This window comes from Bradyrhizobium sp. 154 (assembly GCF_023073875.1).
Classification (GTDB): Bacteria; Pseudomonadota; Alphaproteobacteria; order Rhizobiales; family Xanthobacteraceae; genus Bradyrhizobium.
Genome location: NZ_JADPKG010000023.1, coordinates 106,798 through 132,278, shown reverse-complemented (window position 1 = coordinate 132,278; position 25,481 = coordinate 106,798). Strand labels below are relative to the sequence as shown.

The 25,481-nt window shown below is 62.2% G+C and carries 22 protein-coding genes and 2 pseudogenes; 17 read left to right on the top strand and 7 right to left on the bottom strand.

Going from position 1 to position 25,481, the window contains the following annotated elements:
• The 3 genes from IVA92_RS03625 to IVA92_RS03615 all read left to right on the top strand — a co-directional run.
• Positions 1–145: porin (locus tag IVA92_RS03625; protein WP_247279377.1), on the top strand; the 145-nt coding region annotated here is incomplete at its 5' end.
• A gap of 162 nt (positions 146–307) precedes the next feature.
• Entirely contained in the window at positions 308–1,426 is a 1,119-nt protein-coding gene (locus IVA92_RS03620; RefSeq protein ID WP_247279485.1) for an HlyD family secretion protein, read from the top strand.
• Positions 1,413–3,041: an MFS transporter gene (locus IVA92_RS03615; RefSeq protein ID WP_247279484.1), complete on the top strand. Its 1,629-nt coding sequence runs from the start codon at positions 1,413–1,415 to the stop codon at positions 3,039–3,041. The genes IVA92_RS03620 and IVA92_RS03615 overlap by 14 nt, the downstream gene beginning before the upstream one ends.
• 1,342 nt (positions 3,042–4,383) lie before the next feature.
• Here the strand turns inward: IVA92_RS03615 and IVA92_RS03610 are convergent.
• The 5 genes from IVA92_RS03610 to dctP all read right to left on the bottom strand — a co-directional run bounded on the left by IVA92_RS03610 (position 4,384) and on the right by dctP (position 9,223).
• On the bottom strand, positions 4,384–5,352 hold the full coding sequence (locus IVA92_RS03610; protein ID WP_247279483.1) for a tripartite tricarboxylate transporter substrate binding protein: 969 nt from the start codon (positions 5,350–5,352) through the stop codon (positions 4,384–4,386).
• 76 nt (positions 5,353–5,428) lie between these two features.
• Positions 5,429–6,346, bottom strand: a complete 918-nt coding sequence (locus tag IVA92_RS03605; protein ID WP_247279482.1) for an SMP-30/gluconolactonase/LRE family protein — start codon at positions 6,344–6,346, stop codon at positions 5,429–5,431.
• 13 nt (positions 6,347–6,359) lie between these two features.
• On the bottom strand, positions 6,360–7,667 hold the full coding sequence (locus IVA92_RS03600; RefSeq protein ID WP_247279481.1) for a TRAP transporter large permease: 1,308 nt from the start codon (positions 7,665–7,667) through the stop codon (positions 6,360–6,362).
• Positions 7,664–8,218 (bottom strand): TRAP transporter small permease, encoded by a 555-nt coding sequence (locus IVA92_RS03595; protein ID WP_247279480.1) that lies wholly within the window; start codon positions 8,216–8,218, stop codon positions 7,664–7,666. The genes IVA92_RS03600 and IVA92_RS03595 overlap by 4 nt, the downstream gene beginning before the upstream one ends.
• 6 nt (positions 8,219–8,224) lie before the next feature.
• Positions 8,225–9,223 (bottom strand): TRAP transporter substrate-binding protein DctP, encoded by a 999-nt coding sequence (gene dctP, locus IVA92_RS03590; RefSeq protein ID WP_247279479.1) that lies wholly within the window; start codon positions 9,221–9,223, stop codon positions 8,225–8,227.
• Between the two features lie 203 nt (positions 9,224–9,426).
• Between dctP and IVA92_RS03585 the strand changes: the two genes are divergently transcribed.
• Genes IVA92_RS03585 through IVA92_RS03570 form a run of 4 tightly spaced genes read left to right on the top strand, consistent with a single transcriptional unit; the run spans position 9,427 to position 13,730 of the window.
• The gene (locus IVA92_RS03585; protein WP_247279478.1) at positions 9,427–10,623 is read left to right on the top strand and encodes a CoA transferase; all 1,197 of its coding nucleotides are present in this window, start codon (positions 9,427–9,429) and stop codon (positions 10,621–10,623) included.
• Positions 10,624–10,631: 8 nt separating this feature from the next.
• Positions 10,632–11,429, top strand: coding sequence for a crotonase/enoyl-CoA hydratase family protein (locus tag IVA92_RS03580; protein WP_247279477.1), 798 nt, complete (start codon positions 10,632–10,634; stop codon positions 11,427–11,429).
• Between the two features lie 47 nt (positions 11,430–11,476).
• The gene (locus tag IVA92_RS03575; RefSeq protein WP_247279476.1) at positions 11,477–12,625 is read left to right on the top strand and encodes an acyl-CoA dehydrogenase family protein; all 1,149 of its coding nucleotides are present in this window, start codon (positions 11,477–11,479) and stop codon (positions 12,623–12,625) included.
• A gap of 22 nt (positions 12,626–12,647) precedes the next feature.
• Positions 12,648–13,730: an acyl-CoA dehydrogenase family protein gene (locus tag IVA92_RS03570; protein ID WP_247279475.1), complete on the top strand. Its 1,083-nt coding sequence runs from the start codon at positions 12,648–12,650 to the stop codon at positions 13,728–13,730.
• Here the strand turns inward: IVA92_RS03570 and IVA92_RS03565 are convergent.
• Complete coding sequence (locus tag IVA92_RS03565; protein ID WP_247279474.1) at positions 13,727–14,557, bottom strand: helix-turn-helix domain-containing protein; 831 nt, start codon at positions 14,555–14,557, stop codon at positions 13,727–13,729. The two genes, IVA92_RS03570 and IVA92_RS03565, sit on opposite strands and share 4 nt — an antisense overlap.
• A 344-nt stretch (positions 14,558–14,901) precedes the next feature.
• Here IVA92_RS03565 and IVA92_RS03560 point away from each other — a divergent pair, with 344 nt between their 5' ends.
• The 3 genes and pseudogenes from IVA92_RS03560 to IVA92_RS03550 form a co-directional block, all read left to right on the top strand.
• Complete coding sequence (locus tag IVA92_RS03560) at positions 14,902–16,107, top strand: ABC transporter substrate-binding protein (RefSeq protein ID WP_247279473.1); 1,206 nt, start codon at positions 14,902–14,904, stop codon at positions 16,105–16,107.
• A 91-nt stretch (positions 16,108–16,198) separates the two neighbouring features.
• A complete protein-coding gene (locus IVA92_RS03555) occupies positions 16,199–17,389 on the top strand; it encodes a CoA transferase (RefSeq protein ID WP_247279472.1) in 1,191 nt (396 codons plus the stop codon).
• A 188-nt stretch (positions 17,390–17,577) separates the two neighbouring features.
• A pseudogene (locus IVA92_RS03550) lies at positions 17,578–17,979 on the top strand (Ku protein); the annotation flags it as partial.
• A 240-nt stretch (positions 17,980–18,219) separates the two neighbouring features.
• Here IVA92_RS03550 and IVA92_RS03545 read toward each other — a convergent pair.
• Positions 18,220–19,025: pseudogene (locus IVA92_RS03545) on the bottom strand (enoyl-CoA hydratase-related protein).
• Between the two features lie 108 nt (positions 19,026–19,133).
• On the opposite strand from IVA92_RS03545, the gene IVA92_RS03540 reads away from it, so the two are divergent.
• The 7 genes from IVA92_RS03540 (at position 19,134) to IVA92_RS03510 (ending at position 25,461) form a co-directional block, all read left to right on the top strand.
• The gene (locus IVA92_RS03540; RefSeq protein ID WP_247279471.1) at positions 19,134–19,913 is read left to right on the top strand and encodes an IclR family transcriptional regulator C-terminal domain-containing protein; all 780 of its coding nucleotides are present in this window, start codon (positions 19,134–19,136) and stop codon (positions 19,911–19,913) included.
• A gap of 117 nt (positions 19,914–20,030) precedes the next feature.
• Positions 20,031–20,798, top strand: coding sequence for a dienelactone hydrolase family protein (locus tag IVA92_RS03535; protein WP_247279470.1), 768 nt, complete (start codon positions 20,031–20,033; stop codon positions 20,796–20,798).
• 84 nt (positions 20,799–20,882) lie between these two features.
• Positions 20,883–22,043, top strand: coding sequence for an ABC transporter substrate-binding protein (locus tag IVA92_RS03530; protein ID WP_247279469.1), 1,161 nt, complete (start codon positions 20,883–20,885; stop codon positions 22,041–22,043).
• A gap of 37 nt (positions 22,044–22,080) precedes the next feature.
• Positions 22,081–22,956 (top strand): branched-chain amino acid ABC transporter permease, encoded by an 876-nt coding sequence (locus IVA92_RS03525; protein ID WP_247279468.1) that lies wholly within the window; start codon positions 22,081–22,083, stop codon positions 22,954–22,956.
• A 1-nt stretch (position 22,957) separates the two neighbouring features.
• Positions 22,958–23,992, top strand: coding sequence for a branched-chain amino acid ABC transporter permease (locus tag IVA92_RS03520; RefSeq protein ID WP_247279467.1), 1,035 nt, complete (start codon positions 22,958–22,960; stop codon positions 23,990–23,992).
• On the top strand, positions 23,973–24,758 hold the full coding sequence (locus tag IVA92_RS03515) for an ABC transporter ATP-binding protein (protein WP_247279466.1): 786 nt from the start codon (positions 23,973–23,975) through the stop codon (positions 24,756–24,758). Before IVA92_RS03520 ends, IVA92_RS03515 begins: the two co-directional genes overlap by 20 nt.
• Complete coding sequence (locus IVA92_RS03510) at positions 24,748–25,461, top strand: ABC transporter ATP-binding protein (protein ID WP_247279465.1); 714 nt, start codon at positions 24,748–24,750, stop codon at positions 25,459–25,461. The genes IVA92_RS03515 and IVA92_RS03510 overlap by 11 nt, the downstream gene beginning before the upstream one ends.
• Positions 25,462–25,481: the final 20 nt, after the last annotated feature.

Here is a 25,481-nt window from a genome sequence, read left to right as displayed (position 1 = left end):
GCTCAACTGGTACGTCAACGGCAACGTCCGCTTCATGCTCGACTACCTGCACGGAACTGTGTCACGGCAGGCCTCGCCGATCTCGACCGCCGATGTCGGTTCGAAGTTCGACGCCGTCGCGATGCGCACGCAGTTCGCGTTCTGAGGCACGCGTCTTGGCACCTGACCGCTTCCTCGCGTCTTCGCCCCAAACATTCACAATTCATTCCGATGAATGCTAGGGTGCTTTGGCGATCCTGACCAGACCGAGGTGCAGATCCACTCCGCGCGGATCGCCCGGGATGACGGCGGGAACTGGAGTGGTGTCGTGAGCCAACAGGTACAGAACGCATTACCGGCCCCGCCGCCCAGGCCAACGCAGCGGACGGCAACTTCGCTGTGGAGCCGGTTCGCGATCCCACTGTTCGCCGTAGTCGTCGCGCTCGGCTTTGTCGCGCTGGCGACGCTGAGCTTCGACGAGTGGGTCGGCAATGCGGCGATCCAGACCACCAATGACGCCTATGTCCGCGCCGAGCTGACGCGGCTTTCGAGCCGGGTCTCGGGCGAAGTTCTGAGCGTCGGCGTGACCGACTTCCAACGCGTCAACGCCGGCGATCTCCTTGTCCAGCTCGATCCGGCTGATTATGAGGCGCTAGTCGCACAGGCCGAGGCCAATGTCGCCGCGGCACAGGCAGCGCTCGACAATCTTGCCAACCAGATCGAGCTGCAATATGCGACGATCGCCCAGGCGCAGGCGGCGCGGCTGTCGGCCGAAGCCATGGAGGTCGAGGCGCGGCAGGAGCAGGAGCGGCAGCAATCGCTGTCGCAGACCCAATCCGGCACGCGGCAGCGGTTCGAGCAAGCAGTCGCCGCCTACGCCAAGTCGCAGGCCGACGTGCGCGCGAGCCGCGCGGTGATCGCGGCCCAGCAGCATCAGCTCGAAGTTCTGCAAGGCACCAGGAAGCAGCGCGCCGCCGATGTCGAGGCGGCGAAGGCGACGCTGGCAAGTGCCAAGCTCAAGCTCGGTTACACAAGGATCACGGCGCCGTTCGATGGAGTGGTCGGCGAGCGTCAGGTACAGCCCGGCGACTACGTCAATGTCGGCACCAACCTCGTCAACGTTGTGCCGTTGCCGAAGGTCTATGTGGTCGCGAACTACAAGGAGACCCAGCTCACGCATGTCGCGCCGGGCCAGCCGGTCGAGATCACCGTCGACAGTTTCCCGCGTGAGAAGCTGCGCGGCCGGGTCGAGCGCATTGCGCCCGCGACCGGCGCCCAGGTCGCCTTGCTGCCGCCGGACAACGCGACCGGCAATTTCACCAAAGTGGTGCAGCGCATTCCCGTCCGCATCCAGCTCGACGAGGGCCAGCCAATGCTGGCGCGCCTCGTGCCGGGCATGTCCGTGGTCACGCACATCGATACCAAGGGCGGCAATGGCGGACGATAACTACGGCGATCGCGGACCGGTCTCGCGCGGTGGCGCCGCCCCCCGGCCGCTGTTCGCCGTGGCGGCGGTGCTGCTCGGCTCGTTTCTCGCCAATTTCGACAGCCGCCTGAGTACGGTCGGCCTGCCCGATCTCCGCGGCGCGTTCTCGCTCTCCTTCGACGAAGGTGCCTGGCTCTCCACCGCAGGTATTGGCTCGCAGATCTTCATCGCGCCCGCAGTGGCGTGGCTGGCCACCGTGTTCGGCCTGCGCCGCGTGCTCGGCATCCCAAGTCTCGTCTATGCCGGCGTCTCGCTGGCCATCCCGTTCGTGCACGACTATCCGACGCTGCTCACGCTTAGTGTCGTGCACGGCCTGCTGCTCGGCACCTTCGTTCCGGCGGCGCTGATGATCGTGTTCCGCAATTTGCCAATTCGCTGGTGGCTGCCGGCACTCTCGATCTATGCGATTCGCGTGGGCTTTGCGCTCGACACCTCGACGTCGCTGGTCGGGTTCTATGTAGACCATCTCGGCTGGCAATGGCTGTACTGGCAGGGCGTCGTCATCGCGCCGCTGATGGGCCTGATGGTTTATCTCGGCACGCCGAACGAGCCGGTGTACCGCGCCTTGCTGCGCAATGCCGATTGGGGCGGCATGCTGCTGCTCGGCGCGTCGGTTTCGATGATCTATGCCGGCCTCGATCAGGGCAATCGGCTGGACTGGCTCGGTTCGGGCACCGTGATGGCCCTGCTCGTGGCCGGCGCGGTGCTGTTCGCAGCCTTTCTTCTTAATGAGTCACTGGTCGGGCAGCCGTGGGCGCACGTGAACGTGCTGTTCTCTCGCAATATCGGCTTGGGGCTGATTGTGATCCTGCTCTATACGCTGACCAGCCTGTCCAACGCCTCGCTGGTGCCGAACTTCCTTGCCGCGATCGGCCAGCTCAGGCCAGAGCAGAGCGGCCTGCTCCTGCTGAGCTACGGCGCCTTGCCGATGTTCGTGCTGGTGCCGGTCTCGATCTGGCTGCTGCGGCATTTCGATGCGCGCACGGTGGTGGTCGTGGGATTTGCCTGCTTTGCCGCGGCCAATTTTTGGGGCGCCCGGCTCACCCACGACTGGGCGCGCGAGGATTTTGTTGGCATCGTGCTGCTGCAGGCGATCGGGCAGGCGCTGACCTTGCTGCCCCTGATCATCACCCTGCTGTCGAACTCCGACCCCAGCCGCGCAACCTCCTTTGCTGCCTATATCCAGATCATGCGCCTTGGCGGCGCCGAAATCGGCGTGGCGCTGATGGGGACGTGGCTGCGCGTCCGCGAGCAGGTCCATTCCTTCTATCTCGGTCAGAACCTTGAGGTCGGCAATGTCGATGTGGTGCGGATACTGAAGCAGTTCGCCGATCACTTCTCAGCTCACGACGCGGGATCGGCGCCGGCGCGAGCGATCGGCACGCTCGCCGGCTTCGTGCAGCGCGAGGCCAATGTGCTCGCCTATATCGATGGCTTCTGGCTGTGCTTCTGGCTCGCGGTGTCCGCGCTCTGCGTCGTCGCATTGATCACCCGCGCGCCACCTGGCCCGTTCACGCCGGCGCCATTCGGCTTTGCCAAGACGGTGCTGCGCAAGTGCGGGATGCAGGTGACCTAGAGCACATCGCCGGATCGGCGATGGTCTTCATGTGCCTCCAAGTAGTGATGTTCGGAGCGGGGATGGTTGTGATCCTGCTACTCCCCGGGCGAACGCAATGGCTGCTGTTCCGAGTATGATCGCCGTCGGCGTCGTGGCATTGGCGGCCATCGCAGGGCTGATAGTGCCCGGCTTCGCCAGCGCTATTGCCGCGCGAGAGGGACTGCCGGCGACGCGATTTCCGAATAACCATAGGTCAGCATGCTGCTGCCAGGCCACCCCGAAGTCGACGTCAACACCGCTTCCATCACCGCGGGGTGCTCGAATGAGGAGGGGGATTTATTGCATCTACTGCGAGTACCGCTTTCGCGGTTTCGGCGCGGGCTCAACAGTCCACGCGACAAAGGAGGATTTCAATTGCGCTTCCAGGTAAGATCAGGACCTGCATTCCGCACGACGTTTCGGCCTGGGCGAGGCGCGGGACACCCTGCACCTGGAGGGCCGATGATGTCGTCGATGGGCTGGCGCAGAGAGCGAACATCATCAATCGCCGGGGCGCTTGGAATGAGATGGTTATGCCCGTGGAATTTATTGTGGATCCACAAAGCGGGATGCTGAGTGGACGGTCTGATCCACGTATGAGGGAGCTGCAATCGGCTACTAGTTGGTTGAGCGCCCTGGCTTGCCTCAGCCTTTGAACGGCTGTCGATCGGGTGTCGTCAGGCAAATCAGCTGTCTAGCCCCACCTGAACTTGACTTGGTCTTGAGGTTGCTTGGCGCGAAGTGACCTCAACGTCTAGGGGGCGTGAGCGATCTCGTGCAGACCAAGCCGGCGATTTCCCGATCCCGGTATCTCAGCGACGCAGTGCAAGTATGAGCTGCTGGCCATTCACGGCCTTGCACACGCGATCGTTCAGTCGATTGCTTGCCAAAGGCGTCACTTCTTCGAGCGGCGTGAATTTTCCTGTGAGTTCAAGGAGCCGGATGTACCGCGGCATTTGTCCGTCAGATCGTCAGATCTGAAATTATGCTTGCAGATCAACGGCGAAGCGTCGTTCGAAATGAAGGAGTGGGAGTAGTGCTGCGGGCAGCTATCGCGTAGTTTCGCGTAGTCTTGGAAGTCTCTTGTGTAATAAGAATGCTGTGACCGAAGTGGTTAGCCCTTCTAAGAGCGGCCACAATGGCGCGCTTGACAATAGAGTGCGTCAGCGCAGTTGAGCATGCAAAGAGGACAGGGTGGTCAATGGCCTGCCGCTCAGCATGCACCTGAACGGCCGTACTTGTTGGAGGATTGCTCGCGCGCGCCGGGCAATCCTTCCAGTTCGTGACGGACCGATATACCCGCCTCGCTAGATCGACTGAGCTATTTCGGCTCCGCCAACTCGCCGGCGAGAGGCTGCAACGCCTTCGTCATCTCGTCGAGGCGCTTCTGCCACTCGGTACCGGGCATGAAGGCGAGCACCGGAGCATCACCAGGTGAGCTCTTGACGTAGTCGGGATCTCTTAGGCTCTCAGCGATTACAGCTTCGAGCTTTTTTGCGACATCGTCAGGTGCCCCCTTCGGTAGCGCAAAGCCGCGCTCCGCGGTCATGATGACGGAAACGCCGGCTTCTTCTCCAGTGGGTACGCCGGGCAAGGAGGTGGAACGAGCGTTCGACAAGATTGCGATGGCCCGGAGCGCTCCCTTGTTGGTGCCGTGCAGTTCGGGCACCTCGCTCAGGCTGACCATTCCGACATCGAGATGACCGCCAAGGACGTCGGTCCTCTGTGCTGCGGTTCCGCGATAGGAGATCTCGTTCGGCTCGACGCCAGCAGCCTTGGCGAGCATGCGGATAGCCAGATGGCCGTTCGTGCCGGCGCCGTTGTGGCCGAAGGTGACCGAACTGGGCTTCTTGCGCAGCGCGTCGAGCACGCTTGCCAAAGTCGTGAACGGGCTGTCATTGCGAACGACGATCACGCTGGGATCGTCGACCACGCGTGCGACCAGGCGAATTTCATCCATCGTATACTGGGTCTTCCGCGTCATCGGCAGGAAATTGTAGCCGGGCACGTTTACGACGCCCATCGAATAGGCGTCCGGGGCTGCGCGTGCGATCGCGGCGAACGCGATCTCGCCGCCGGCGCCGGGCTTGTTGAGAACGACAAATCGCGCGTTTCCGCCGAGCCGCTTTTCGACGAAGGGAAGCAGCTTGCGCGCCATGACGTCGGTGCCGCCGCCAGCGGCGAAGCCGACGACGACCTCGACCGGCTTGTCGTCGGGCCACGCGGCCATCGCGGCCCCCGAGGCGGTCAGGCCAAGCATCAATATTGCCGTTCGAACCTTCCTCAACATGAAGGCTGTCCTTTCATTCTTCGTAACAAACAGATTTGGGCTGCTCGGTCTCTAACCTTGCCAACCTGGTCCGGCACTATCGATGCGATGCCATGACTCGTCCAGCGACAGGAAGGCGCGCGACAAGCACGCAGCCGGTCTCGGATTCCGTGATGTAGAGATTTCTGTTGTCAGGGCCACCATAGGCCAAATTGGTGGTGGCGAGGCCCTGGCAGGAACGGACCCGATAGAGCGGCTCGCCGAGACGGCTGAAAATCCAGACGGTGCCGAGACCGGCGTGAGCGATGGCGAGATTGTCCTGCTCGTCCATCGCAAGGCCGTCCGGTCCGCCGAGGCTCCCTGAGAGCTGGATGAAGATGCCGACCTTCGATGCCGTACCGTCGGGCATCAGCGGGATCCGCCAGATCGCGTTGCCGCGCGTGGCGGCGACGTAGAGGATGTGTTCGCTGCCGTTGAGCACGAGACCGTTCGGGCTCGGGACGTTGTTGACGATCTGGTCGAGCGTTCCGTCCACGCGCAGACGATAGACACGGCCGGTCGGGTCGTGCATGCCGGTCTGCCCTTGGTCTGTGAAGTAGATATCGCCATTGCCGGCGAACACCAGGTCGTTGACGCCCTTGAAGCGCTCCGACCAGCGCCGCTCCAGCATGGAGGTGACCCTGCCGCTGGCCGGATCGAGCGTCATGAGGCCATGGCGATAGTCCGTGATGACGATCCGCCCGTCGCGCGCGATCTTCAGTCCGTTCGGCTCGCCGTCGTATTCGGCGACCAGCGCGAACTCTCCGGCGGGCGAGATGCGGAAGATGCGTCCGTAGGGAATGTCCACGATATAGAGATTACCGTCGCGGTCGAATGACGGGCCTTCAAGGAAGGAATCCGCGGCAAGTCCGCGGCGGTTGACCAGCGACCAGGCATTGTCGGGGTCCTTGCGGCGGAACTTGTCAGGCAGGCGGGCGAAGACCTCGGTCTTGATCTCTTCGGGTGGTGCGTACATCGGGGCAACTCGCTCAGGGAACGGCAGTGACTTGCGAGGGCAGCCACATTGCGATCTCAGGGAAGATCACGAGCAGGCCGAGCAGCACGAACATGATCAGGTGGAACGGGATGGTGCCCGCCACGACGTCGCTCAGCTTGCCGGTCCAGATGCTCTGGATCACGAACAGGTTGATGCCGATCGGAGGCGAGATCTGGCCCATCTCGATGAAGAGCACCAGGATCACGCCGAACCAGATCGGATCGATACCGTACTGCACCAGAACTGGATAGAGCAGCGGCACCGTAACCACAATCATGCCGAGGCTTTCGACGAGGCAGCCCAGCACCGTGTAGAGAACAAACAGGGCAAAGAAGAACTCCAGCTTGGAGAGCTTCAGGTTGACCAGGAACTGGGTGATCTGCTCGCCGACTCCGGCGTAGCTGATCGCGTAGGAGAACAGGAAGGCGGCATAGACGATGAACAGGATGTTGCCGCAGACGCGCACGGTGGTTTGCAGGGCGCGCCAGAGAATCGCGACGCTGAACTCGCCCCAGAACACCGCGATGATCATCGCCAGCACGCAGCCGACGGCCGCAGCCTCGGTCGGCGTTACCAGGCCCGAATAGATGCTGCCGATGGTGCCGCCGATCAGCACCATGAAGGGGATAACGTCGAGCAGGGCCGAGAGAAGTTCACGAGCCGACCGGGCGCCGTCTTCCCGCGGAGCGATTCCAGGCCTGAACCAGGCGTGCATGGCGATATAGGCCATGAACATCGCGGTCAGCAGCAAGCCCGGCATCACGCCGGCCATGAACAGTTTTGCGACGGACGTCTCGGTGAAGGTGCCGTAGACGATCATCGCGATGCTCGGCGGTATCAGGATGCCGAGCGTGCCGCCCGCTGCCAGCGAGCCCGCCGACAGGCGCGGGCTGTATTTGCGCTTCTGCAGTTCCGGCAGCGCGACGCGCCCGATCGAGGCGGCGGTGACCACGCTCGAGCCGCTGATGGCGGCGAAGATCGCGCATCCCGCGATGTTGGTTTGCAGCAGGCCGCCGGGGATCCAGGACACCAGCCTGGACAGGCCGTGATAGACCCGCAGGCTCAGCCGGCTTTCCTGGAGGATTTCGGCCATCAGGATGAACAGCGGGATCGCACTCAGCGTAAAGCTGTTCATGCTGCCCCAGCTGACGAGGCCGATGCCCTTCAATCCCGGCAGACCCGCGTGCAGCAGCAGATAAAGGACAGAGGGTACGGTGATTGCAAACGGGATCGTCATGCCCACGCAGAGCAGGCCGACGAAGATCGCGAGGACAAGGATCAGTTCGACCCCGGGGGTCATGGCTGCGCACTCCCGCGCAGGCGGCGAACCTTGGTCAGGATGGTCCGGACGATGGCGAGGCAGAGCAGGAACGTGCCGAGCGCCATGGTGGTCTGCGGCATCCACAGCGGCGTCTGCAGCGGCGTGGGCGCCACGTCCTCTGAGCGCCACGAGTTCATGACCAGGCGCGCGAGCTGCCAGGTGATGAAGGCGGAGGCGACCAGCGACATCAGGTCGAAGACGATCTGCGACACGAGCCGGGCGGATTGTCCGAGGCGGGCCTGGACCAGTTCGACCCGGTGAAACGCGCCATGGGCCTCGGCAACCGACATGCTCAGGAATGTCATCGCCACCAGCAGATAGCCACCGATCTCGTCGGTGATCTGGAGCGACGTCGCGAATACGTTGCGTGCGATCGCCTCGGCTCCGATCAGGATGATCATGGCGATCAGGAAGAGCGCGCAGATCGCTTCCGAGGCCTTCTCGACCGGACTGGGGCCCGACGAGACGTTGTCGATAAGGTGGACGGCGCCGTCAGGCGCCACCTCCCTGATCTCGATGCTGCTGGCCATGATCGATCACCGGCCGAGCGCCGCACGAACCTGCTTGAGCGCGGCCGCAGCATCCGGTCCCTTCGATTTCGCCCATTCATCCCAATAGGCCGAGATCGTCTTCGTGCCGACATCGAGATCGCCGGGCTGCTGCTCCGTCACCGTCATGCCGCCTTCCGCGAACTTCTTGCTCAGGCTGTCTTCCTCATCCGCCATGGCCTTGGTGATCAGCGGCATGTTGTCGGTGACGGCCTTGCGGACCTTGGCCTGGATCTCCGGCGTCAACTTGTTGAAGCGCTCCTTGTTCACGATGACGACGGAATTGAAATAGTTGATGCCGAGCCGGTAGTTGAACTTCAGCAGGTCCTTCCAGGTGTTTCCGCCGCCGGTGTTCGCGGTGAGCACGCCGTCGACGATGTTTCGGTCGAGCGCGGAGGGAACTTCGGGGGCGCCGAGCGTGACCGGCACACCGCCGAGCCGCTTGATGAACTCTCCCTGCTCGGGCGAGGTCACGCGGATCTTCTGGCCCTTGATGTCGGCCAGCGAGGTCAGCTTCTTGCTCGAGAAGGCAACCTGGTAGGGGTAGAGATATTGCCCCAGCACCAGGACGCCTTTTTTCTCGAAGGCCTTCTCCAGGTACGGCGCCATGATGTCCGCCGCCTTCTTGTATTCATCGAGCGAGCGGATCAGCATCGGCAGTCGCAGGACGCCGCCGATCGGCACGTTGCCGAGAAAATATCCGTCGTCGCCCATCTGCACGACGTCGTCGCTAACAGCCTGAGTGATGGTGGTGGTGTTGATCGGAAGCGAGCCCCCAAGGTGCAGCCGGACCGACAGCTCGCCGCCGGTGTCCTTCTCGATCTGCTCGGTGATTGCAGTCATGCCCTTGGCCGCCGCCACCGTCGCCACGGGATTGTAGATGTAGAGATCCCATTTCTCGGCGGCCGCAGCTGGCGCTGCAAAGCAGGCCAACGCAATTGCCCCCGAGATCACGCCTACAAGCTGGCGACGGCTCGTCGAAGTCATCGTTCTCTCCCGATCTTTTTCTCGTTGGGCGAACTATGTTGGATCGCGTTCCCCCCAGCAAGAGAGCGATGCAGCGTATTCAATCGCATATGTGATAATTGGCGCGATCGTGCCGAACCGTATTGATCGAATTGCAATCACGTAGAAGTTGGACGTCCCGCGCGGCACGCCCAGCCGCGGCCAGTGAACAAGAGAGCTTCGGGATGGACACGACCCCTGCAGACGGCCCGTTGGGCGGAATCCGCGTCATCGACCTGACCAACGTGATCATGGGACCGTTTGCGACCCACATCATGGCCGATCTCGGGGCTGACGTGATCAAGATCGAGAGCGAAGAGGGTGATTCCTTCCGGACTTATCGGCCCAATCGCCATGAGGGCATGGCCGGCGGCTTTCTCCATCTCAACCGCAATAAGCGCAGCGTCGTGCTCGACCTGAAGCAGCCGTCGGGGATGGATACCCTGCGCAAGCTGATCGCGACAGCCGACGTGTTCGTCCACTCGCTGCGGCCCAAGGCCATCGACAAGCTTGGGCTTGGCTACAAGGCGGTCCGCGCCATCCAGCCTGATATCATCTATTGCGGCGCCTATGGATTCAGTGAGAAGGGGCCCTACAGCGACAAGGCAGCCTATGACGATATCATCCAGGCCGGCTCGGGGCTCGCGGCATTGCATTTGGCGGCGCGCGGTGAGCCGGCCTTTATGCCGACGGTGCTGTGCGACAAGCTGTCCGGGCAGGCGATCGCTTATTCGGTGATGGCGGCGCTGTTCCAGCGCGAGCGCGGTGGCGGCGGTCAGGCGATCGAGGTACCGATGTTCGAGACCACGGCGGAGTTCGCCTATATCGAGCATCTGCTGGGCTTCGCCTTCGAGCCGTCTCTCGGCAATCCCGGCTATAGCCGCGTCGTCAGTCCACGCCGGAAGCCGTTCCGTACCGGCGACGGATACATGTGCATCCTGCCTTACTCGGACCGCAACTGGCGCGACTTCTTCGATTTCGTGGGTCGCCCTGAACTGAAATCCGACGCCCGCTTCTTTCCTCTGGTCGAGCGGGCAGCCCATCTCGAGACACTCTACGAGATCATTGAGGAGGAAGCCCCAAGGCATTCCACGGCCGCATGGGTGTCGTTTTGCGACGACGTCAGCATTCCCTGCATGCCCGTGCTTGGCCTCGCCGATCTGCCTGAAGACGAGCACATGAAGGCGGTCGGGATGTTCAGCCGGGCCGAGCACCCGTCGGAGGGGGCCTACAAGTCCATCCGGGCGCCGGTGTCGTTCAGCTCGGCGCCGTTCCGGCTGCGCCGCCACGCGCCGCGGTTGGGCGAGCATACGGCCGAGATTCTTGCGGAGCTCGGCATGGACGCCGCGAACACGGTATTCGTCAGCAGCCAGAGCAAGTGAGGCAAGACATGTCGGACAGTGTAACTTACGAGCAGGATGGCGGGGTCGTCATACTCACGCTCAACGAGCCGGAGACGCGCAACGCGCTGTCGCCGTCCATCGTCGATGCGCTGGTCGGCCATTGCCAGCGCATCAATCAGGACATGTCGGTCAGCTGCGTGATCGTCACGGGGGCGGGAGAAAGCTTCTCGTCGGGTGGCAACGTCAAGGAAATGCGTGATCGTACAGGTCTGTTCGGCGGCATTCCCGCCGAAATCCGGCGCGGATATCACCACGGAATCCAGAAGATCCCGATGGCGATGTATGACCTCGAGGTCCCCGCGATAGCTGCCGTTAACGGCTTTGCCATCGGCGCCGGCTGCGACCTGTCGCTGATGTGCGACATCCGCATCGCGGCGGACGATGCACAGTTTGCCGAGAGCTTCATGCGCGTCGGTCTGGTGTCTGGCGACGGGGGTGCCTGGTTCCTGCCGCGCGTGGTCGGCCTCTCCCGCGCCTATGAGATGACGTTCACGGGCAACTTCATCAAGGCGGAGCAGGCGCTCTCCTGGGGGCTGGCGTCTCATGTCGTGCCGAAGGCCGAACTGATGGATGCCGCCCGCAAAATGGCACGGCAGATCGCGTCGAACCCGCCGCACTCGATCCGCATGTGCAAGAAGCTGGTGCGCGATTCCGGGGCGATTGATCTCGGCACCCATCTGGAGATGGCGGCCAGCATGCAGGCCCTGGTGCAGTATACAGCCGATCAGCACGAGGCGGTGACGGCGTTCCTGGAAAAGCGCAAGCCGGTGTTCCGGGGCGCTTGATGGCTGGAGTTCAGCTGAACGACAATATTCGATTGATGGAGGCTTGATTGCGCGCATTCCGGTTCGAATCCCTGACGTTGCCGCCCGAGGCCGACGAGATGAGGCGGAAGGTCCGCACCTTCCTGCAGGAGGAGCGTGACAATGGTGGTTACGCGGCCCACCGGACGTCTTGGTCGACATTCGATCCGGAATTCAGCAAACGCGCCGCCAAGGCCGGTTTCATCGGCATGACCTGGCCGAAGCGGTATGGTGGCGGCGAGTACTCCAACCTGCAGCGCTTCGTCGTAACCGAGGAGATGCTGGCGGCCGGCGCACCGGGCGGCGCGCATTGGATCGCGGATCGGCAGTCCGGCCCGCAGATCCTCAAGCACGGCAGCGAGCGGGCTCGGCAGCTGATCCTGCCAAAGATTGCCGCGGGCGAGTGCTATTTCGGTATCGGCATGAGCGAGCCCGACTCCGGCTCCGACCTTGCGGCGGCCCGCACCAAGGCGGACAAGGTCGAAGGTGGCTGGGTGATCAACGGCACCAAGATCTGGACCTCCAACGCGCATCGCGTGCATTACCTGATCGTGCTCGCCCGCACCGAGCCGCCCAACGAGAACCGTCATGCCGGTCTGTCCCAGTTCATCGTGAATACGGGCTCGGAGGGCATTGAGATCAGGCCGATCATGAACGTGTCGGGCGGCCACGAGTTCAACGAGGTGTTCTTCAAGAGCTGCTTCGTTCCCGATGACATGATGATCGGAAAGCCGGGGGAAGGCTGGACCCGCGTGACGGGCGAACTGGCGTTCGAGCGCGCCGGCCCGGATCGCTTCATGTCCGACATCAGGCTGCTGGTCGAACTCGTCGACAAGGTCGGGCGGGAGCCGAATGAGCGACAGGCGGTCGAGATCGGCCGGCTCGCATCGCACTTCGCCACGCTGCGTCGGATGTCGTCGTCGATCGCCGGGCTCCTGGAGCGTGGCGAGAGCCCGGAGACGGAGGCCGCCCTCGTCAAGGACGTCGGCACGGCGTTCGAACGGGAGGTTCCGGAAATGGTGCGGAAGCTGCTGCCGATCGAGGCAAGTCTCGATGACGACGACGAGTATTCACAGGCGATGGCGCATGTGTTGCTGCACGCGCCGTCGTTCACCATTCGGGGCGGCACGCCGGAAATCCTGCGCGGGATGATTGCCCGCGGTCTCGGCCTGCGCTGACGAGGAGGACGCCATGGAAGACATGTCCGCAATCGTGCTCGAGCAGGCCGACCGCCTGTTCGCACAACACATCGACAAGAAGGTCCTGTCGGCGGCCGACTCCGGTCAATGGCCAGATGCGCTTTGGCGTGCGGTAGAAGATGCCGGCCTGCCGCTGGCGCTGGTGACCGAAATGAAAGGCGGGGCGGGGCTGGCCGCGGACGTTGCGGCAAACCTGATCCGCAGATCGGCATTTCATTCCGTCCCGCTACCGCTGGCGGAGACCATGATAGCCAACGCGCTCTGGACCGACGCCGGCGGCGAGGTTATCGCAGGAGCGGTGACGCTTGCGCCGGTCAATCCGCAGGATCGCGTCGCGCTCGCATCAAGCGCCACGGGCGCGACTCTGCAAGGTGTGGCCCGGCATGTCGCCTGGGGCAAACAGGCAGCGACGGCGCTCGTCTTCGCACGCGACGCGAATGGCAAGGCCTTCCTCTGTCGCGTACCGACCGATAAAGCGCGTTCGAACAAGTTGCGGCGGAACGTCGCCTATGAGCCACGCGAAGATGTCGACTTCAGCGGTGTGCAACTCGCCACGAGCGATATCCTGCCGGCGCCCTCCTGTCTCGGCCCGGATAGCCTGATGCCGTTTGGCGCTGCCATCCGTGTCCAGCAGATGATCGGCGGGATGGAGCGGTGCATGGATTATGCGCTGTCCTACGCCAATGAGCGTGTCCAGTTTGGCCGCCCGATCGCGAAATTCCAGGCGATCCAGCACATGCTGGCGATTGCGGCAGGCCACTTTGCCGCCGCATCGGCGGCAGGCGATGCGCTGACGGAATCGCCGAGGCTGGGCGATGACGCGCTGGCTGTGGCGATCGCAAAATCCCGCTGCGGCGAATCCGCCGGGCAGGTCGCGGCCCTTTGCCATCAGGTCCATGGCGCGATGGGGTTCACCCAGGAGCATCCGCTGCATTACGCCACCCGCCGTCTGTGGTCGTGGCGCGACGAATGGGGGGCTGAACCCTGGTGGCAGGAAAAAATCGGCCGGATGATTTGCGCGCAGGGCGGCGAGGGCCTGTGGCCGCTGCTCGTCGACGGGCCGGCAGCTGCCGGTGCGCTCTAGCTCGAGGATATAGGGCGGAGATAGCGCTGCACGACATCGTTGAGCAGGGCCACGATCTCCGTCTGCCGCCGCGTGATATCCTGAAGAGGACCCGACACCGCGACAGCAAGCGCCCGGTTCCAGCCATCGATACTCGCGGGAAGCGGCACGGCAATCGATCCGGCGCCAGGGGTGACGAGACCCGCCGAGAAGAAGAAGCCTTCATGGCGCGTGCGCTCGACGTTCTCGAGCACCCGGTTGATGTCGATGCGCGGTATGTCGAGCGCGGCTTCCGCGTTGGTGCGCGTGCAGAGGCTGCGGATCTCCTTGTCGCTGCTGGCGCTCAGCAGCGCAAACCCGGTGGCCGACCAGACCACGAGGCGCCTGGACCCTGGCGGAACATGAAAGCGCATGGTCGCTCGCGCCTGCAAAACGTGGATATATTGCGCATAGATCCCGCTCCGGGCGGCGATGATGACGGTATCGCCAGTCTTTTGGGACAGCTCTTCGAGCATCCGTATCAGGCTGCCGTTTCTGACAGGCCCCTTGTCGAGCCAGGTTCCGAGCAAGGTGACGCGCGGCGAGGGCAGGAAGCTGCGGCTTTCCTGCAGATAGTCCATGTAGCCGAGCTCGACGAGGCAGTTGAGCAGGATCGAGGTCGACGATTGCGGAAATTCCAGCCGCTCGGCTACTTCTGCAACGCGCGCGTCGCGCTGGATCTCGTCGAAAAATTCGAGAATTCGCAGCACACGTCCCGCCGACTTGACCGATCCGGTCGCCGGAGGCCCGTAGCTCGTAGCTTCCGTGATGTGGCTATCCGCCAACGCTTTCTTTCTTGTCCTAGGCATGTCTAACCCATCGAAATCCGGTCGCGGCGCTATACCAGGGCTTAATTAATGCCCTCCTGAAGGTTCGGTCCAGTCATTAGCGGGGGACCTGTCCATTGCGACGGTCCGAAACAAACGGCGACGCTTCACAAGGGGAAATGTCACGATGCGCCTCACAAACGGAGTGGTTGCAAGTGGCGCATAAGCGTCTGACATCTCCGGTACATCTCAAAGGGCAAAACGCGAGTATAAGCTCCCTGGCCGATGTCGAGATTACTGCGGCTTAGGACAATCAAGAACAAACGACCCAAGGCCGAGCGGCGCAACAACTCGCAGCCATGGTCTTGGCAGGAGGAAATCTAGAAATGCAGAGAAGACAATTCGGGCTTGGCGCCGTCGCTCTATTCACAAGTTTCTGTGCCGCTTCGGCTGCAATCGCCGGAAGCTACGATACGGGTGCGACGGACACGACAATCAAGCTCGGCCAGACAATGCCGTATTCGGGGCCGGCCTCCGCCTATTCCGCGATCGGCCGCGCCGAGATCGCCTATTTCAAGATGCTCAACGACAAGGGCGGCATCAACGGCCGAAAGATCGAGCTGCTCAGCATGGACGACGGCTATTCGCCGTCGAAGACTGTCGAGCAGGTTCGGCGCCTTACCGAGAGCGACGAGGTGCTGGCGATGTTCTCGATGCTCGGCACCGGCCCGAACATCGCGGCGCAGAAATATCTCAACGCCAAGAAGATCCCGCAGCTGTTCCCGTCGAGCGGCGCCAGCCGCTGGAACGATCCGCAGCATTTCCCCTGGACCACCGGCTCGCAGCCGACCTACCGGACCGAGGGCCGAATCTACGCCAAATGGATTCTGGCCAACAAGCCCGACGCCAAGATCGCAGTCATCACGCCGAACGAGGATCCCGGCCGCGACTACCTCGCCGGCTTCAAGGAAGGTCTCGGCGAGCACGTCAACCAGATCGTCTCGGAAGCGGTGTACGAGACGACGGACCCGACCGTCGATTCCCAGATCGTCAAGTTCAAGGCCGCCGGCGCCGACGTTGTTTTCAACGAATGCACGCCGAAATTCGCGGCGCAGGCGATCAAGAAGATCGCCGAACTCGGCTGGAAGCCGCAGATCATCCTTCCTGCCGTCTCCAATTCCGTCGGCTCCGTGCTGGTACCGGCCGGGCTCGAAAATTCCGTCGGCATCGTCACCGGCGCCTTCCAGAAGGATCCCGGCGATCCGCGCTGGGAGAATGACGCCGGTATGAAGGCCTGGCGCGAATGGATGAAGACCTACAATTCCGGAGCGGATCCTGCCGACATCTTCAACGTCACCGGCTACACCATGGCACAGATCATGGAGCTGGTGCTGCAGCGCGCCGGCAACGATCTGACGCGCGCCAATCTGATGAAGCAGACGCAGTCGTTCAATGATGTCGAGCTGCCGATGCTGCTGCCCGGCATCAAGCTCAACACCTCGGCCCAGCAGGTGACGCCGATCCGTCAGTTGCAGATGGCGCGCTTCAACGGCAAGTCCTGGGAGCTATTCGGCGACGTGATCGGCGAATAGCGTCGACGCAATACAATGGGCGGGCAGGGCGGCAGCCTAGCCTGCTCGAACTTGCCCCCGCAACCGTTCCTCCAACGACAGTGAAGAGACGATGGCACCAACCGGCCCTCTCAGCGGTATCCGCGTTCTCGATCTGACGAGCGTGCTGTTCGGTCCCTATGCTGCGCAGATGCTCGGCGACTGGGGCGCCGATGTCATCAAGGTCGAACCGCCTGGAGGCGACACCTGGCGCTACACCGGGGTGTTTCGAAACCGCGGCATGAGCGGCCAGTTCATGGCGGTCAACCGCAACAAGCGCAGCCTCGCGCTCGATCTGAAGCATCCCGAAGGCAAGGCCGCGCTGGCGAAGCTGATCCCGACCGTCGACGCGCTCGTTACCAATGTGCGGCCAGCCGCGATGGCGCGACTTGGGTTCGGGTATGGTGATTGCGCAAAACTTAATCCACGGCTGATCTACGCCGCGGCGACGGGCTTCGGCCAGGACGGCCCGTGGGCAGCGCGCCCCGCGTTCGACGAGATCATTCAGGCCGCCTCCGGCCTAGCATCCTCGATCGGATCGGACGAGGAGCCGGAATTCGTACCGAGCCTGATCGGGGACAAGATCTGTGCGATGGCGATGGCTGGCGCCGTCTCTGCCGCCTTGTTCCGGCGCGAACGCAGCGGGCAGGGCCAGATGGTCGAGGTGCCGATGCTGGAGACCATCGCCGGCTTCAACAGCATCGAGATGCTGGGCGGCCATGCCTTCGATCCGCCGATCGGGCCGACCGGCTACAAGCGGATGAAGAACCGGCGCCCGGTCCGGACGAAGGACGGCTGGCTGACGATGCTGCCCTACTCCGGGGACAATTGGTGCGCTTTCTTCGAGGCTGTCGGCCGCCCTGAATTGAGCGACGAACTCGGCGTGCGCGATCCCGTGCTGCGCTCCCAGAACATCGACAAGATCTACGACCGCATGAGCGAGATCGGCCCGACCCGCACCACCGCGGAGTGGGAGGAATTGCTGCTGCGGCTGGACGTGCCGCACGCCGCCTTTGCCCGCATCACCGAGATCGGCGAGCAGCCGCATCTCGCGGCCGTCGGACTGTTCGCCGATATCGACCACCCCACCGAAGGACGTATCCGGCAGGCGCGCCCGGCCACGAAGTTCTCGGAAAGTCCGGCCGGCATCCATCGCATGGCGCCGCGCCTCGGCGAACATTCGCGCGAGGTGTTGCGCGAAGCGGGCCTGAGCGAAGCTGAAATCCAGGCGGCCATCGACGGCAAGGCCGTCACTGTCGCATAGCCATCCAGATCGGCTCAAGCGTGTCCGCTGGACTTGGGTTTCCGTCGTGTCCTGCCTGACGATGGTTGGCCCATTGCGAATGACTCGGAGACTTGCCGACTGCTGTCCGAGTATGACGACACAGCAGTGTCCATACTAGCATCGCACTAGCAAAACACGTGATTGACCAACCAGCCCGCTGCGCTTCGTTGCCTCAGAACCGATGCGAGCATCTCAGGGAGCAAAGTGAAGCGGAGTTACACGTATACTTGGCGACATCGGAGAGCGAGAAGTTCGCGTTGAACCAGCTCAACGGGCCACTGGGCACCGCATCAAGTACCTTAAAGTTGACGTGATACCGGCGATGAGGGTGCCCAACGAGGATATCGTAACTAGGAAATCGTAAAGCGATACCAGTTCGAGACCAATTCATTGAGGTGACCAAGGAGGAACTCGACGAGATCGCGCTGGAATCCACGCGGGCCATCGAGATGAGTTCGTTGGCAGGCGGATACCGACCCTCGCTACCTGATCCGACCTATTAACTGCGGCCCGACGGGAAGGTAGGCCATGACGCTTTCCTAGTAATTCGCGAGACCATTCGGGAAATGCGACTTGGGGCCTGCTGCTACTTCCACTCCCGCCCACGAGATTGGCGTTAGCAACGAATGGTGTCGAGGCCGATGTTGAGCGGAGCATCACCACGTAAGGCAGCAGCTTTCTTGCGCTCCTTGCCGGTCACGGCTGATCACAATATTGCCCCCGCCGAGCCGAGCCCGGCCGCCTCGATGATCGGGGGCAGGCGCTCAGCACGGACCTCACACCAATTTAAGATGACCACGAGCTCGCGTTTACTTGCCGGTGAAGCGCGGCGCGCGCTTTTCGACGAAATGGGCAACGCCTTCCTTGAAGTCTTCGGTTCCCCGGCAGATCGCGACTTCCCTGTTCGCTAGCTGCGTTGCTTCGGCGAGCGTTTGCCGAGGGGCTGCCGCGAGTTGCTGCTTGATGATGCGCATGGATCGGGGCGAGCAGAGATTGGCGAAATCCGACGCGGTCTGCTGAACCGTCTCGCGAAAAGTGTCTGCGGGCAACATTCGGACGAGGCCAAGCCGCTCGGCTTCCGCCGCCTCGACGACGCGCCCCGAAAGAAGAAGGTCCGCGGCATTCATCGGCCCGATGAGCTGACGTAACATCCAGGCGCTGCCGTGTTCTGCGATGAGGCCGCGCCGGGCGAAAGATGTCGTCAGCTTTGCACCCGCGGCCATGAAGCGCAATCGCAATACAACGCGATGCAAAGACCAACACCTGCGATGGCGCCATTGATGCCCGCAATGATCGGCTTGGGGACGGCGAGCAGGTAGCTGTATCGCTGCGCCAGATCATCGTCACTTTCCGCGGGGACCACCGGGGGGGCGGCGCTCGTGTTTCCCGACGATGCGTCGGAGAGGCGTCCCATGTCGGCGCCGGCGCAGAAGCCCCGGCCCGCGCCGGTGATCACGATCGCGCGCACGCCGACGTCCTCGGACGCGATCGTCATCAGGCGGCGCAGCTCGCTCTCCATGACCGACGTCCAGGCGTTCATCTTGTCCGGCCGGTCGAACGTGATCGTCGCAACACGATCGGACACTTCGAACTTCATCTGTTCGGCGGAAACCATTGGCGACCTCTGTTGGCGAGCGCCTTGTAGCAAACACGAGGATTCCGCGAAATAACTTTCGTCCACGGGAAAACTTTTCTATCTATGTGAAAAAGAAAGCGAGGAAATATGTCCAAAGAGGTCATCAAGACGGCCAAGCGGCTGTTCGAAATACTGGAATATTTCGATGAAGTGCAGCGACCGTTGAGTCTCAAGGAGGTCGCGTTGCGCTTCGGCTATCCCGTCTCCAGCGCGTCCGCGGTCCTCAAGAGCATGGTGGTGCTCGGCTATGTCGATTTCGACCGCTATTCGCGGACCTACATGCCGACGATGCGGATCGTTCAGCTCGGACACTGGGTGCAGGGCGCGCTTTTCGGCGAGCGTGGAATTTCGGCGCTGGTCAACCACCTCAACAAGGAAACGGAAGAGACCGTCAGCATCGCAACGCAGAGTGACCTGTACATGCAATATATCCATGTTCAGCCATCACCGCGCACGATCCAGTTTTCGATCAGACCAGGGACGATCCGGCCCCTCGCGCGCTCGGGCCTTGGATGGATGCTATTGAGCGCCCGTTCGGATGATGTGGTCGAGAAGCTCGTGCGCCGCATCAACTTCGAAGAAGAGGACCGAAAGAAGAAGGTCGACCTGAAGGAGCTGATGCAAAAACTCCGTAAGATCCGCAAAGATGGCTACGTCATCTCCCTTCATACCGTTACAGCCGGTGCTGGAGTGATTGGCATGTTGCTCCCGGAGCGGCGTCATGGTCGCATCCTGGCGATTGGCGTCGGGGGCCCGGTTGAACGGCTGGTTTCCAAGCGAACGCAGATCCTCAGATCGTTGCGCGAAGGCATCGACAAATTCGTCTCAAGGGAGGACCTCACACCTGCGACGAAAGCCCGCGACTAAGCAGTTCATTTTCACATATCTGTAAATATCAACGCATATCTGTAATGCTCTAGCTTTCAGCATCGGCTCGGCACATTGTCCTCCCACTCCACGCCCCGAATGCGCGGAGATACTAAGATGGTCAATAAGGGTGGGATCGTGCAGGAGAAGGTCGTCGATCTGAAAACCAGGGATGGGGTGATGAACACGTATGTGTTTCATCCTGACCGTCCAGGACCGTTCCCTGTCGTCATCTTCTATATGGACTCGGTCGGTGTCCGCGAGGAGCTGTCAGACATGTGTCGGCGTCTCGCGACGGTCGGCTACTACGTCATCATGCCGAACATGTATTACCGCATGGTCCGCTGCGTTGATCTCGACGCCAATCGCCTGTGGGACCCGGCTTGCGTGGACAAGCTGGAGCTGATGTGGAAGCTCAACCGCCATCTCACCAACACGATGGTGATGGAAGACACTCAGGTCATGTTCGACTTCCTCGCCAATGAGGAGGCTGCGCGACAGGGCAAGACGGGATGCGTTGGCTATTGCATGAGCGGCCGCTACGTCTATCGCGCGATGGGCGTGTTTCCGGATCGCATGGCCGCAGGCGCGTCTGTCTATGGTGCTCGGCTCGTCACCGACCAACCAGATTCCGCACATCTCGTCACGGACAAGATCAAGGGCGAGATCTACTTTGCCCTCGCCGAACACGATCACTACGCACCGCCCGAGATGCTGGAGCAGGTGTCGCAGGCAATTAAGACGGCCGGTATTAACGGACGGTTGGAATACTATCCAGAAGCCGAGCACGGTTTCGCGTTTCCAAGCCGGCGCCTCTACCACAAGGCCAGCACTGAGCGACATTGGGAGCGCCTGTTCGATCTCTTTCAGCGCAATCTGAATTGAGTTCGAACATCTGAGCCGACCTGCATTCAAGGAACCCGCCGGGGCGTCGCAGCGCGTCCGGCAGAAAATCATAAGGGAAGAACGATGAAGCTTGCGGATCGTATAAAGGTCATGTTTTCGGCAGGGGCCGTCGTGGCCACCACTTTGCAGCTCGCTTACGCGCCCAGCGCGATGGCTGCGGACCCGGTAAAGATCGGCCTTGCGCTGCCGCTGAGCGGCGCGGCAGCGACTTACGGACAAGAGCTGCAGCGCGGCGCCGAATATGCAGCGGACCTCATCAATCAACGCGGCGGCATTCTCAGTGGCCGGAAGCTCGAGCTGGTTTTCGAAGACGAAAAAGGCACTCCGCAGGGCGGAGTCGCAGCGGTCCAGAAGCTGATGTCCGTCGGGCGCGTGAAGGCGATTACCGGTGGGACCAATAGCTCGGTCGTGCTCGCGGAATCTTCCGTGACGAAGAAGCGGATCCTGCAGGTGAACGCGGGCGCACAGGCCGATGCCATCACCGATCAGGGCAGCCCCTGGCTATTTCAAATCAACAATACCGTCTCGCTGAATTCGGAGGCGTTTAACGCCTATATCGTCAAGACGTTGAAGCCGAAGACGGTCGCCTACATGGGCGAGAATTCCGAGTTCAACAAAACTGTTCTCGAGAAGCTCAGAGAGAGCCTCAAGTCGGCTGGCATTGAGCTGGTCAGTACATCAACCTACGACGCGGAGACGAACGACTTCACGTCGATCCTCACCAAGATCAAGGCAAGCAATCCGGACATGATTTACGTCGCCGACGCCTATCCGGCGCGCGCTGCTCAGCTCTGGAAGCAGGTGCGCCAAATCGGTGGCTTCAAGACTGAGGTGATGTCGCCAGGCGTTGTGACGCCGGGCATGATCAAACCCTCAGAAGGCGCCATGAATGGCGTTATCACGGGTGAGATTTTCATGGCGTCCGATCCGGGGCCGGACGGGAAAGAATTCGTCGAGAATTACCAGAAGAAGTTCAACAGTGTCCCGGGCAAAGGCGAACTGGTGATCTTCGAAGCGATCAACCTGATTGCGTCCGCGATGGACAAGGCCGGCACCGATAGCGACTACGACAAGATCTCCAAGGTCATTCGCGAAGGCGCCTGGCAGAGCCCGCGTGGCCTGCTGAAGTTCGACGAAAAGGGCAGGGCGCGCGCGCCGTACTTCTACATTCAGCGGGTCGAGAACGGGGCTGTCGTTCAGCTCGAGCGCGTCAGCTCGAACTGAAGATCGACCGCAGATCAAAGTAGAAGGTACGTCGCCTTTGGAACTTCTGGCTCAAACCCTGGTCAACGGATTGGTGCTGGGCGCCGGCTATGCCGTCATCGCCGTCGGCCTGACGCTGATCTTTGGAATCGTGGGCATCGCAAACTTTGCCCATGGCGCGTTCTTCGCCATGGGCGGCTACGCCTGCTATTTGCTGACGTCGCAAGGCCTGAGCTATTTGGCCGCTGTTCCGCTGTCCGTCCTGATAGTCGTGATCATCGGAGCGCTGACCGAATGGATTGTCATCAGGCGAAGCCTCTACGGAGACTCACATCACGGCTCGTTGATCGTGACCTTCGCGCTCGGTCAGGCGGCGGTGGCCGGACTGATCCTGATCTTCGGGCCGGATCCGCTTCCTGTGCCGTCGCCTTTAGGGCAGAGCACGATGCGATTTTTCGGGATCTTCGTCACTTCGCAGCGCGCTTTCATCTTCGTTTTCTCGGTGCTCGTGCTCGGTGCCCTTGGCCTGTGGCTTCGTCTGAGCATCAAGGGTCAGCAGGTCGTCGCGGTTGCCCAGAACGCGCGCGGTGCGCTTTATTCCGGGATTGACGTGCCCTGGATACGCGCGCTTGCCTTTGTGCTCGGGGTCGCCGCGGCGGGTCTTGCCGGTGCCCTGCTGGCGCCGATCACGACGATCTATCCGACCATGGGATATAGCGCCCTGATCGTCGGATTTACTGTCGTGATCCTCGGCGGCATGGGCAGTATTCCCGGCGCGATGCTGGGAGCGCTTCTGATCGGTGTCGCCAACGCGCTGTTCGAAACTTATGTCTCGGTCTCCTGGACGCCCGCGTTGGGCTGGGCGCTTGTCATCGCCACGCTGCTGTTCCGTCCACAGGGACTGCTTGGTCAACTCCAGCAGCATCGGCACTAGTATGGCGACCCAGGACTTCGGCACGATGATCGACAGGAAGCAGCTCGCTGTCTCGGACAGGGAAAGGTCTGCACGCACCGCGCGGGAGGCCTCCTACGTCGCCTGCGCCCTCATTGTCATCGCCGTGTTCGCTTACACCTTCACCGACCCGTTTGTGGTAACTCTGGCAGGCTATACCTGCGCGTTCGCCTTGTTTGCCTTGAGCATCAACATCATCCTCGGCGGTGTCGGCGAAGTCCCGCTTGGCCAATGCTTGTTCTTCGGTGTCGGGGCTTATGGCGCGGCGATCGGAATGGGCAAACTGGGGCTGCCTTTCGAGGTCTCGGTGCTCATCGCGCTCGTCTTGTCCGTAGTGCTGGCCGCGATCATCGGCGTCATTACGCTGCGCCTGACCGGTGCGTATTTCTCGATCGTCTCGTGGGGGCTTACCGGCGTCGCCATGGTAGCGGCGACAAATCTCGAGGAAATTACCGGAGGTCCGCTCGGTCTGTTCGGGTTCCCGCCAATCGAGATCGGTCCACTTCAATTGTCGGATCCGCAAACCTACTTCGCGGTCACGGCCACTATTCTCCTGCTCGCAATCCTTTTTCTCGTAGCCCTGCGCCGGTCTCCCTTCGGCGCCGCGATGGAGAGTGTGCGCCAAAATCCCCATCTCGCCCGCTCGGTGGGCGTCGATGTCGCGCGTGTCCGGCTGAAGGCATTTATGCTGAGCGCGCCGTTCGCTGCGCTGGCCGGCGCTCTGGCTGTTCCCTACAGCCAGATCGTGACACCCGAGGTGTTCAGCGTTGCAAACACTGTGGACGGACTCTTGATGGTACTGCTGGGCGGCGCTCAGCTTGTGGTCGGTCCCGTCATCGGTGCAGCAATGTTCACGTTGATTCCGCAGGCCTTGAACCTCGATCCGAACATAAGGATCCTGGTGTTCTCGTCGATCATCATTCTGATCATGATGTTTGCCCCAGGCGGTCTGCATCAATTGGGTGTCGTCCTGCGGGATCGGTTCGGAGGGAAGACAGATGACGATCGCAGTCGCTGAGCGTCCGGCCGTCTCGGCCCGGGATATCGTCAAGCGGTATGGAGGCGTGACGGCCTTGAACGGCGTCAGCCTCGACGTTCAGGAAGGCGAGATTTTCGGCATCATCGGTCCGAATGGCGCGGGCAAGTCGACGTTGTTCGACATCCTCTGCGGTATCACAGCCCCGACAAGCGGATCGATCCGCATCATGGGCAGCGAGATCGCGGGGATGCCGCCGCACCACATCGCGCGCTCGGGTGTCGCCCGAACCTTCCAAAGGACAGCGGTGTTCGCCGAAAGCACGGTGCTCGAAAATCTCCTGTTCGGGCGCCATGCAAGCTTTCACCACGGGGTGCTGGGACGGATCGTCGGTAGCAAGTCGTATGCGGAAGATCAGCGGGCTTTCGAGGCCGGCGTCGAGGAGGTGCTCGCGCTGATCGGCCTCGACGGCGAGCGGCACCGCAAGGCCGGCGTGCTGGCCTATGGTGTGCAGCGCCGGCTCGCCGTCGGCATCGCCTTGATGTCCGATCCCAAGATCATGTTCCTCGACGAGCCCGCAGCCGGCATGAACGGCCGCGAGACTGCCGATTTCATCGCGCTGATCCGTGCGATAGCCCCGGGGCGGACGATCCTGATCGTCGAGCACGACATGGCCGTCATCCGGCAGCTTTGCGGCCGCGCGCTCGTCGTCGTCGACGGCACGCCGGTCGTGGTAGACGCGCCACATCACGTTCTCAATCATCCGGAGGTCGTGACCGCATATTTGGGGGCTGACGATGACGAGTGACGGCACGCTGCTGACCGTCAAGGACGTCTCGGCAGCTTACGGCAAGGTCGTTGCCCTCCGCGGAGTCTCGCTCTCGGTCAATCGCGGCGAGATCGTCGCCATCCTCGGCGCCAACGGCGCCGGCAAGACCACGCTCCTGAATGCCATCTCCGGCGTTCTGCCGATCACCGCGGGCCGCATCGAATTCGCCGAACAGCGCATCGATGGGCGCAAACCCTGGACGCTCAGCCGCGCGGGCATCAGCCACGTCCCCGAGGGACGCGAGATATTTCCGTCGATGACTGTCGAAGCGAACCTGAAGATCGTCGACGCGTTCGGCAGTGGCCCCGTGTTCTCGGTCGAAGACGTGCTGAACATGTTTCCGCGCCTGCGCGAACGTTTCCGGCAGGCGGCCGGAAATCTCAGCGGCGGTGAGCAGCAGATGCTGGCGATCGGCCGCGGCTTGATGGCGCGTCCGCGGCTCATCCTGTTCGACGAACCGTCACTCGGTCTGTCGCCGTTCTTCTCCAAATTCGTGCTCGGCGCGATTGGAGCGCTGCGGGCCAAAGGCCTCTCGGCGCTTCTGGTCGAGCAGAACATGCGCGCGGCGCTCAAGATTGCCGACCGCGCCTATGTCCTCAGAGTGGGCTCGATCGTGCGCGAAGGAACGGCCGGCGAAATCGCCGATGCCCCTGATATCCAGGAAGCCTATCTCGGCGCTTAGCGCAATCAGTTCGTTGCAGG

Bases quoted from the DNA above. Each gene is read 5' to 3' on its own strand.
- IVA92_RS03555 (WP_247279472.1), top strand. From the start codon at position 16,199: ATGGCACCAACCGGCCCTCTCAGCGGTATCCGCGTTCTCGATCTGACG.
- IVA92_RS03565 (WP_247279474.1), bottom strand. From the start codon at position 14,557: ATGCCTAGGACAAGAAAGAAAGCGTTGGCGGATAGCCACATCACGGAA.
- IVA92_RS03585 (WP_247279478.1), top strand. From the start codon at position 9,427: ATGGACACGACCCCTGCAGACGGCCCGTTGGGCGGAATCCGCGTCATC.
- IVA92_RS03615 (WP_247279484.1), top strand. From the start codon at position 1,413: ATGGCGGACGATAACTACGGCGATCGCGGACCGGTCTCGCGCGGTGGC.
- IVA92_RS03600 (WP_247279481.1), bottom strand. From the start codon at position 7,667: ATGACCCCCGGGGTCGAACTGATCCTTGTCCTCGCGATCTTCGTCGGC.
- IVA92_RS03570 (WP_247279475.1), top strand. From the start codon at position 12,648: ATGTCCGCAATCGTGCTCGAGCAGGCCGACCGCCTGTTCGCACAACAC.
- IVA92_RS03605 (WP_247279482.1), bottom strand. From the start codon at position 6,346: ATGTACGCACCACCCGAAGAGATCAAGACCGAGGTCTTCGCCCGCCTG.
- IVA92_RS03520 (WP_247279467.1), top strand. From the start codon at position 22,958: ATGGCGACCCAGGACTTCGGCACGATGATCGACAGGAAGCAGCTCGCT.
- IVA92_RS03515 (WP_247279466.1), top strand. From the start codon at position 23,973: ATGACGATCGCAGTCGCTGAGCGTCCGGCCGTCTCGGCCCGGGATATC.
- IVA92_RS03510 (WP_247279465.1), top strand. From the start codon at position 24,748: ATGACGAGTGACGGCACGCTGCTGACCGTCAAGGACGTCTCGGCAGCT.
- IVA92_RS03610 (WP_247279483.1), bottom strand. From the start codon at position 5,352: ATGTTGAGGAAGGTTCGAACGGCAATATTGATGCTTGGCCTGACCGCC.
- dctP (WP_247279479.1), bottom strand. From the start codon at position 9,223: ATGACTTCGACGAGCCGTCGCCAGCTTGTAGGCGTGATCTCGGGGGCA.
- IVA92_RS03580 (WP_247279477.1), top strand. From the start codon at position 10,632: ATGTCGGACAGTGTAACTTACGAGCAGGATGGCGGGGTCGTCATACTC.
- IVA92_RS03530 (WP_247279469.1), top strand. From the start codon at position 20,883: ATGAAGCTTGCGGATCGTATAAAGGTCATGTTTTCGGCAGGGGCCGTC.
- IVA92_RS03560 (WP_247279473.1), top strand. From the start codon at position 14,902: ATGCAGAGAAGACAATTCGGGCTTGGCGCCGTCGCTCTATTCACAAGT.
- IVA92_RS03535 (WP_247279470.1), top strand. From the start codon at position 20,031: ATGGTCAATAAGGGTGGGATCGTGCAGGAGAAGGTCGTCGATCTGAAA.
- IVA92_RS03540 (WP_247279471.1), top strand. From the start codon at position 19,134: ATGTCCAAAGAGGTCATCAAGACGGCCAAGCGGCTGTTCGAAATACTG.
- IVA92_RS03595 (WP_247279480.1), bottom strand. From the start codon at position 8,218: ATGGCCAGCAGCATCGAGATCAGGGAGGTGGCGCCTGACGGCGCCGTC.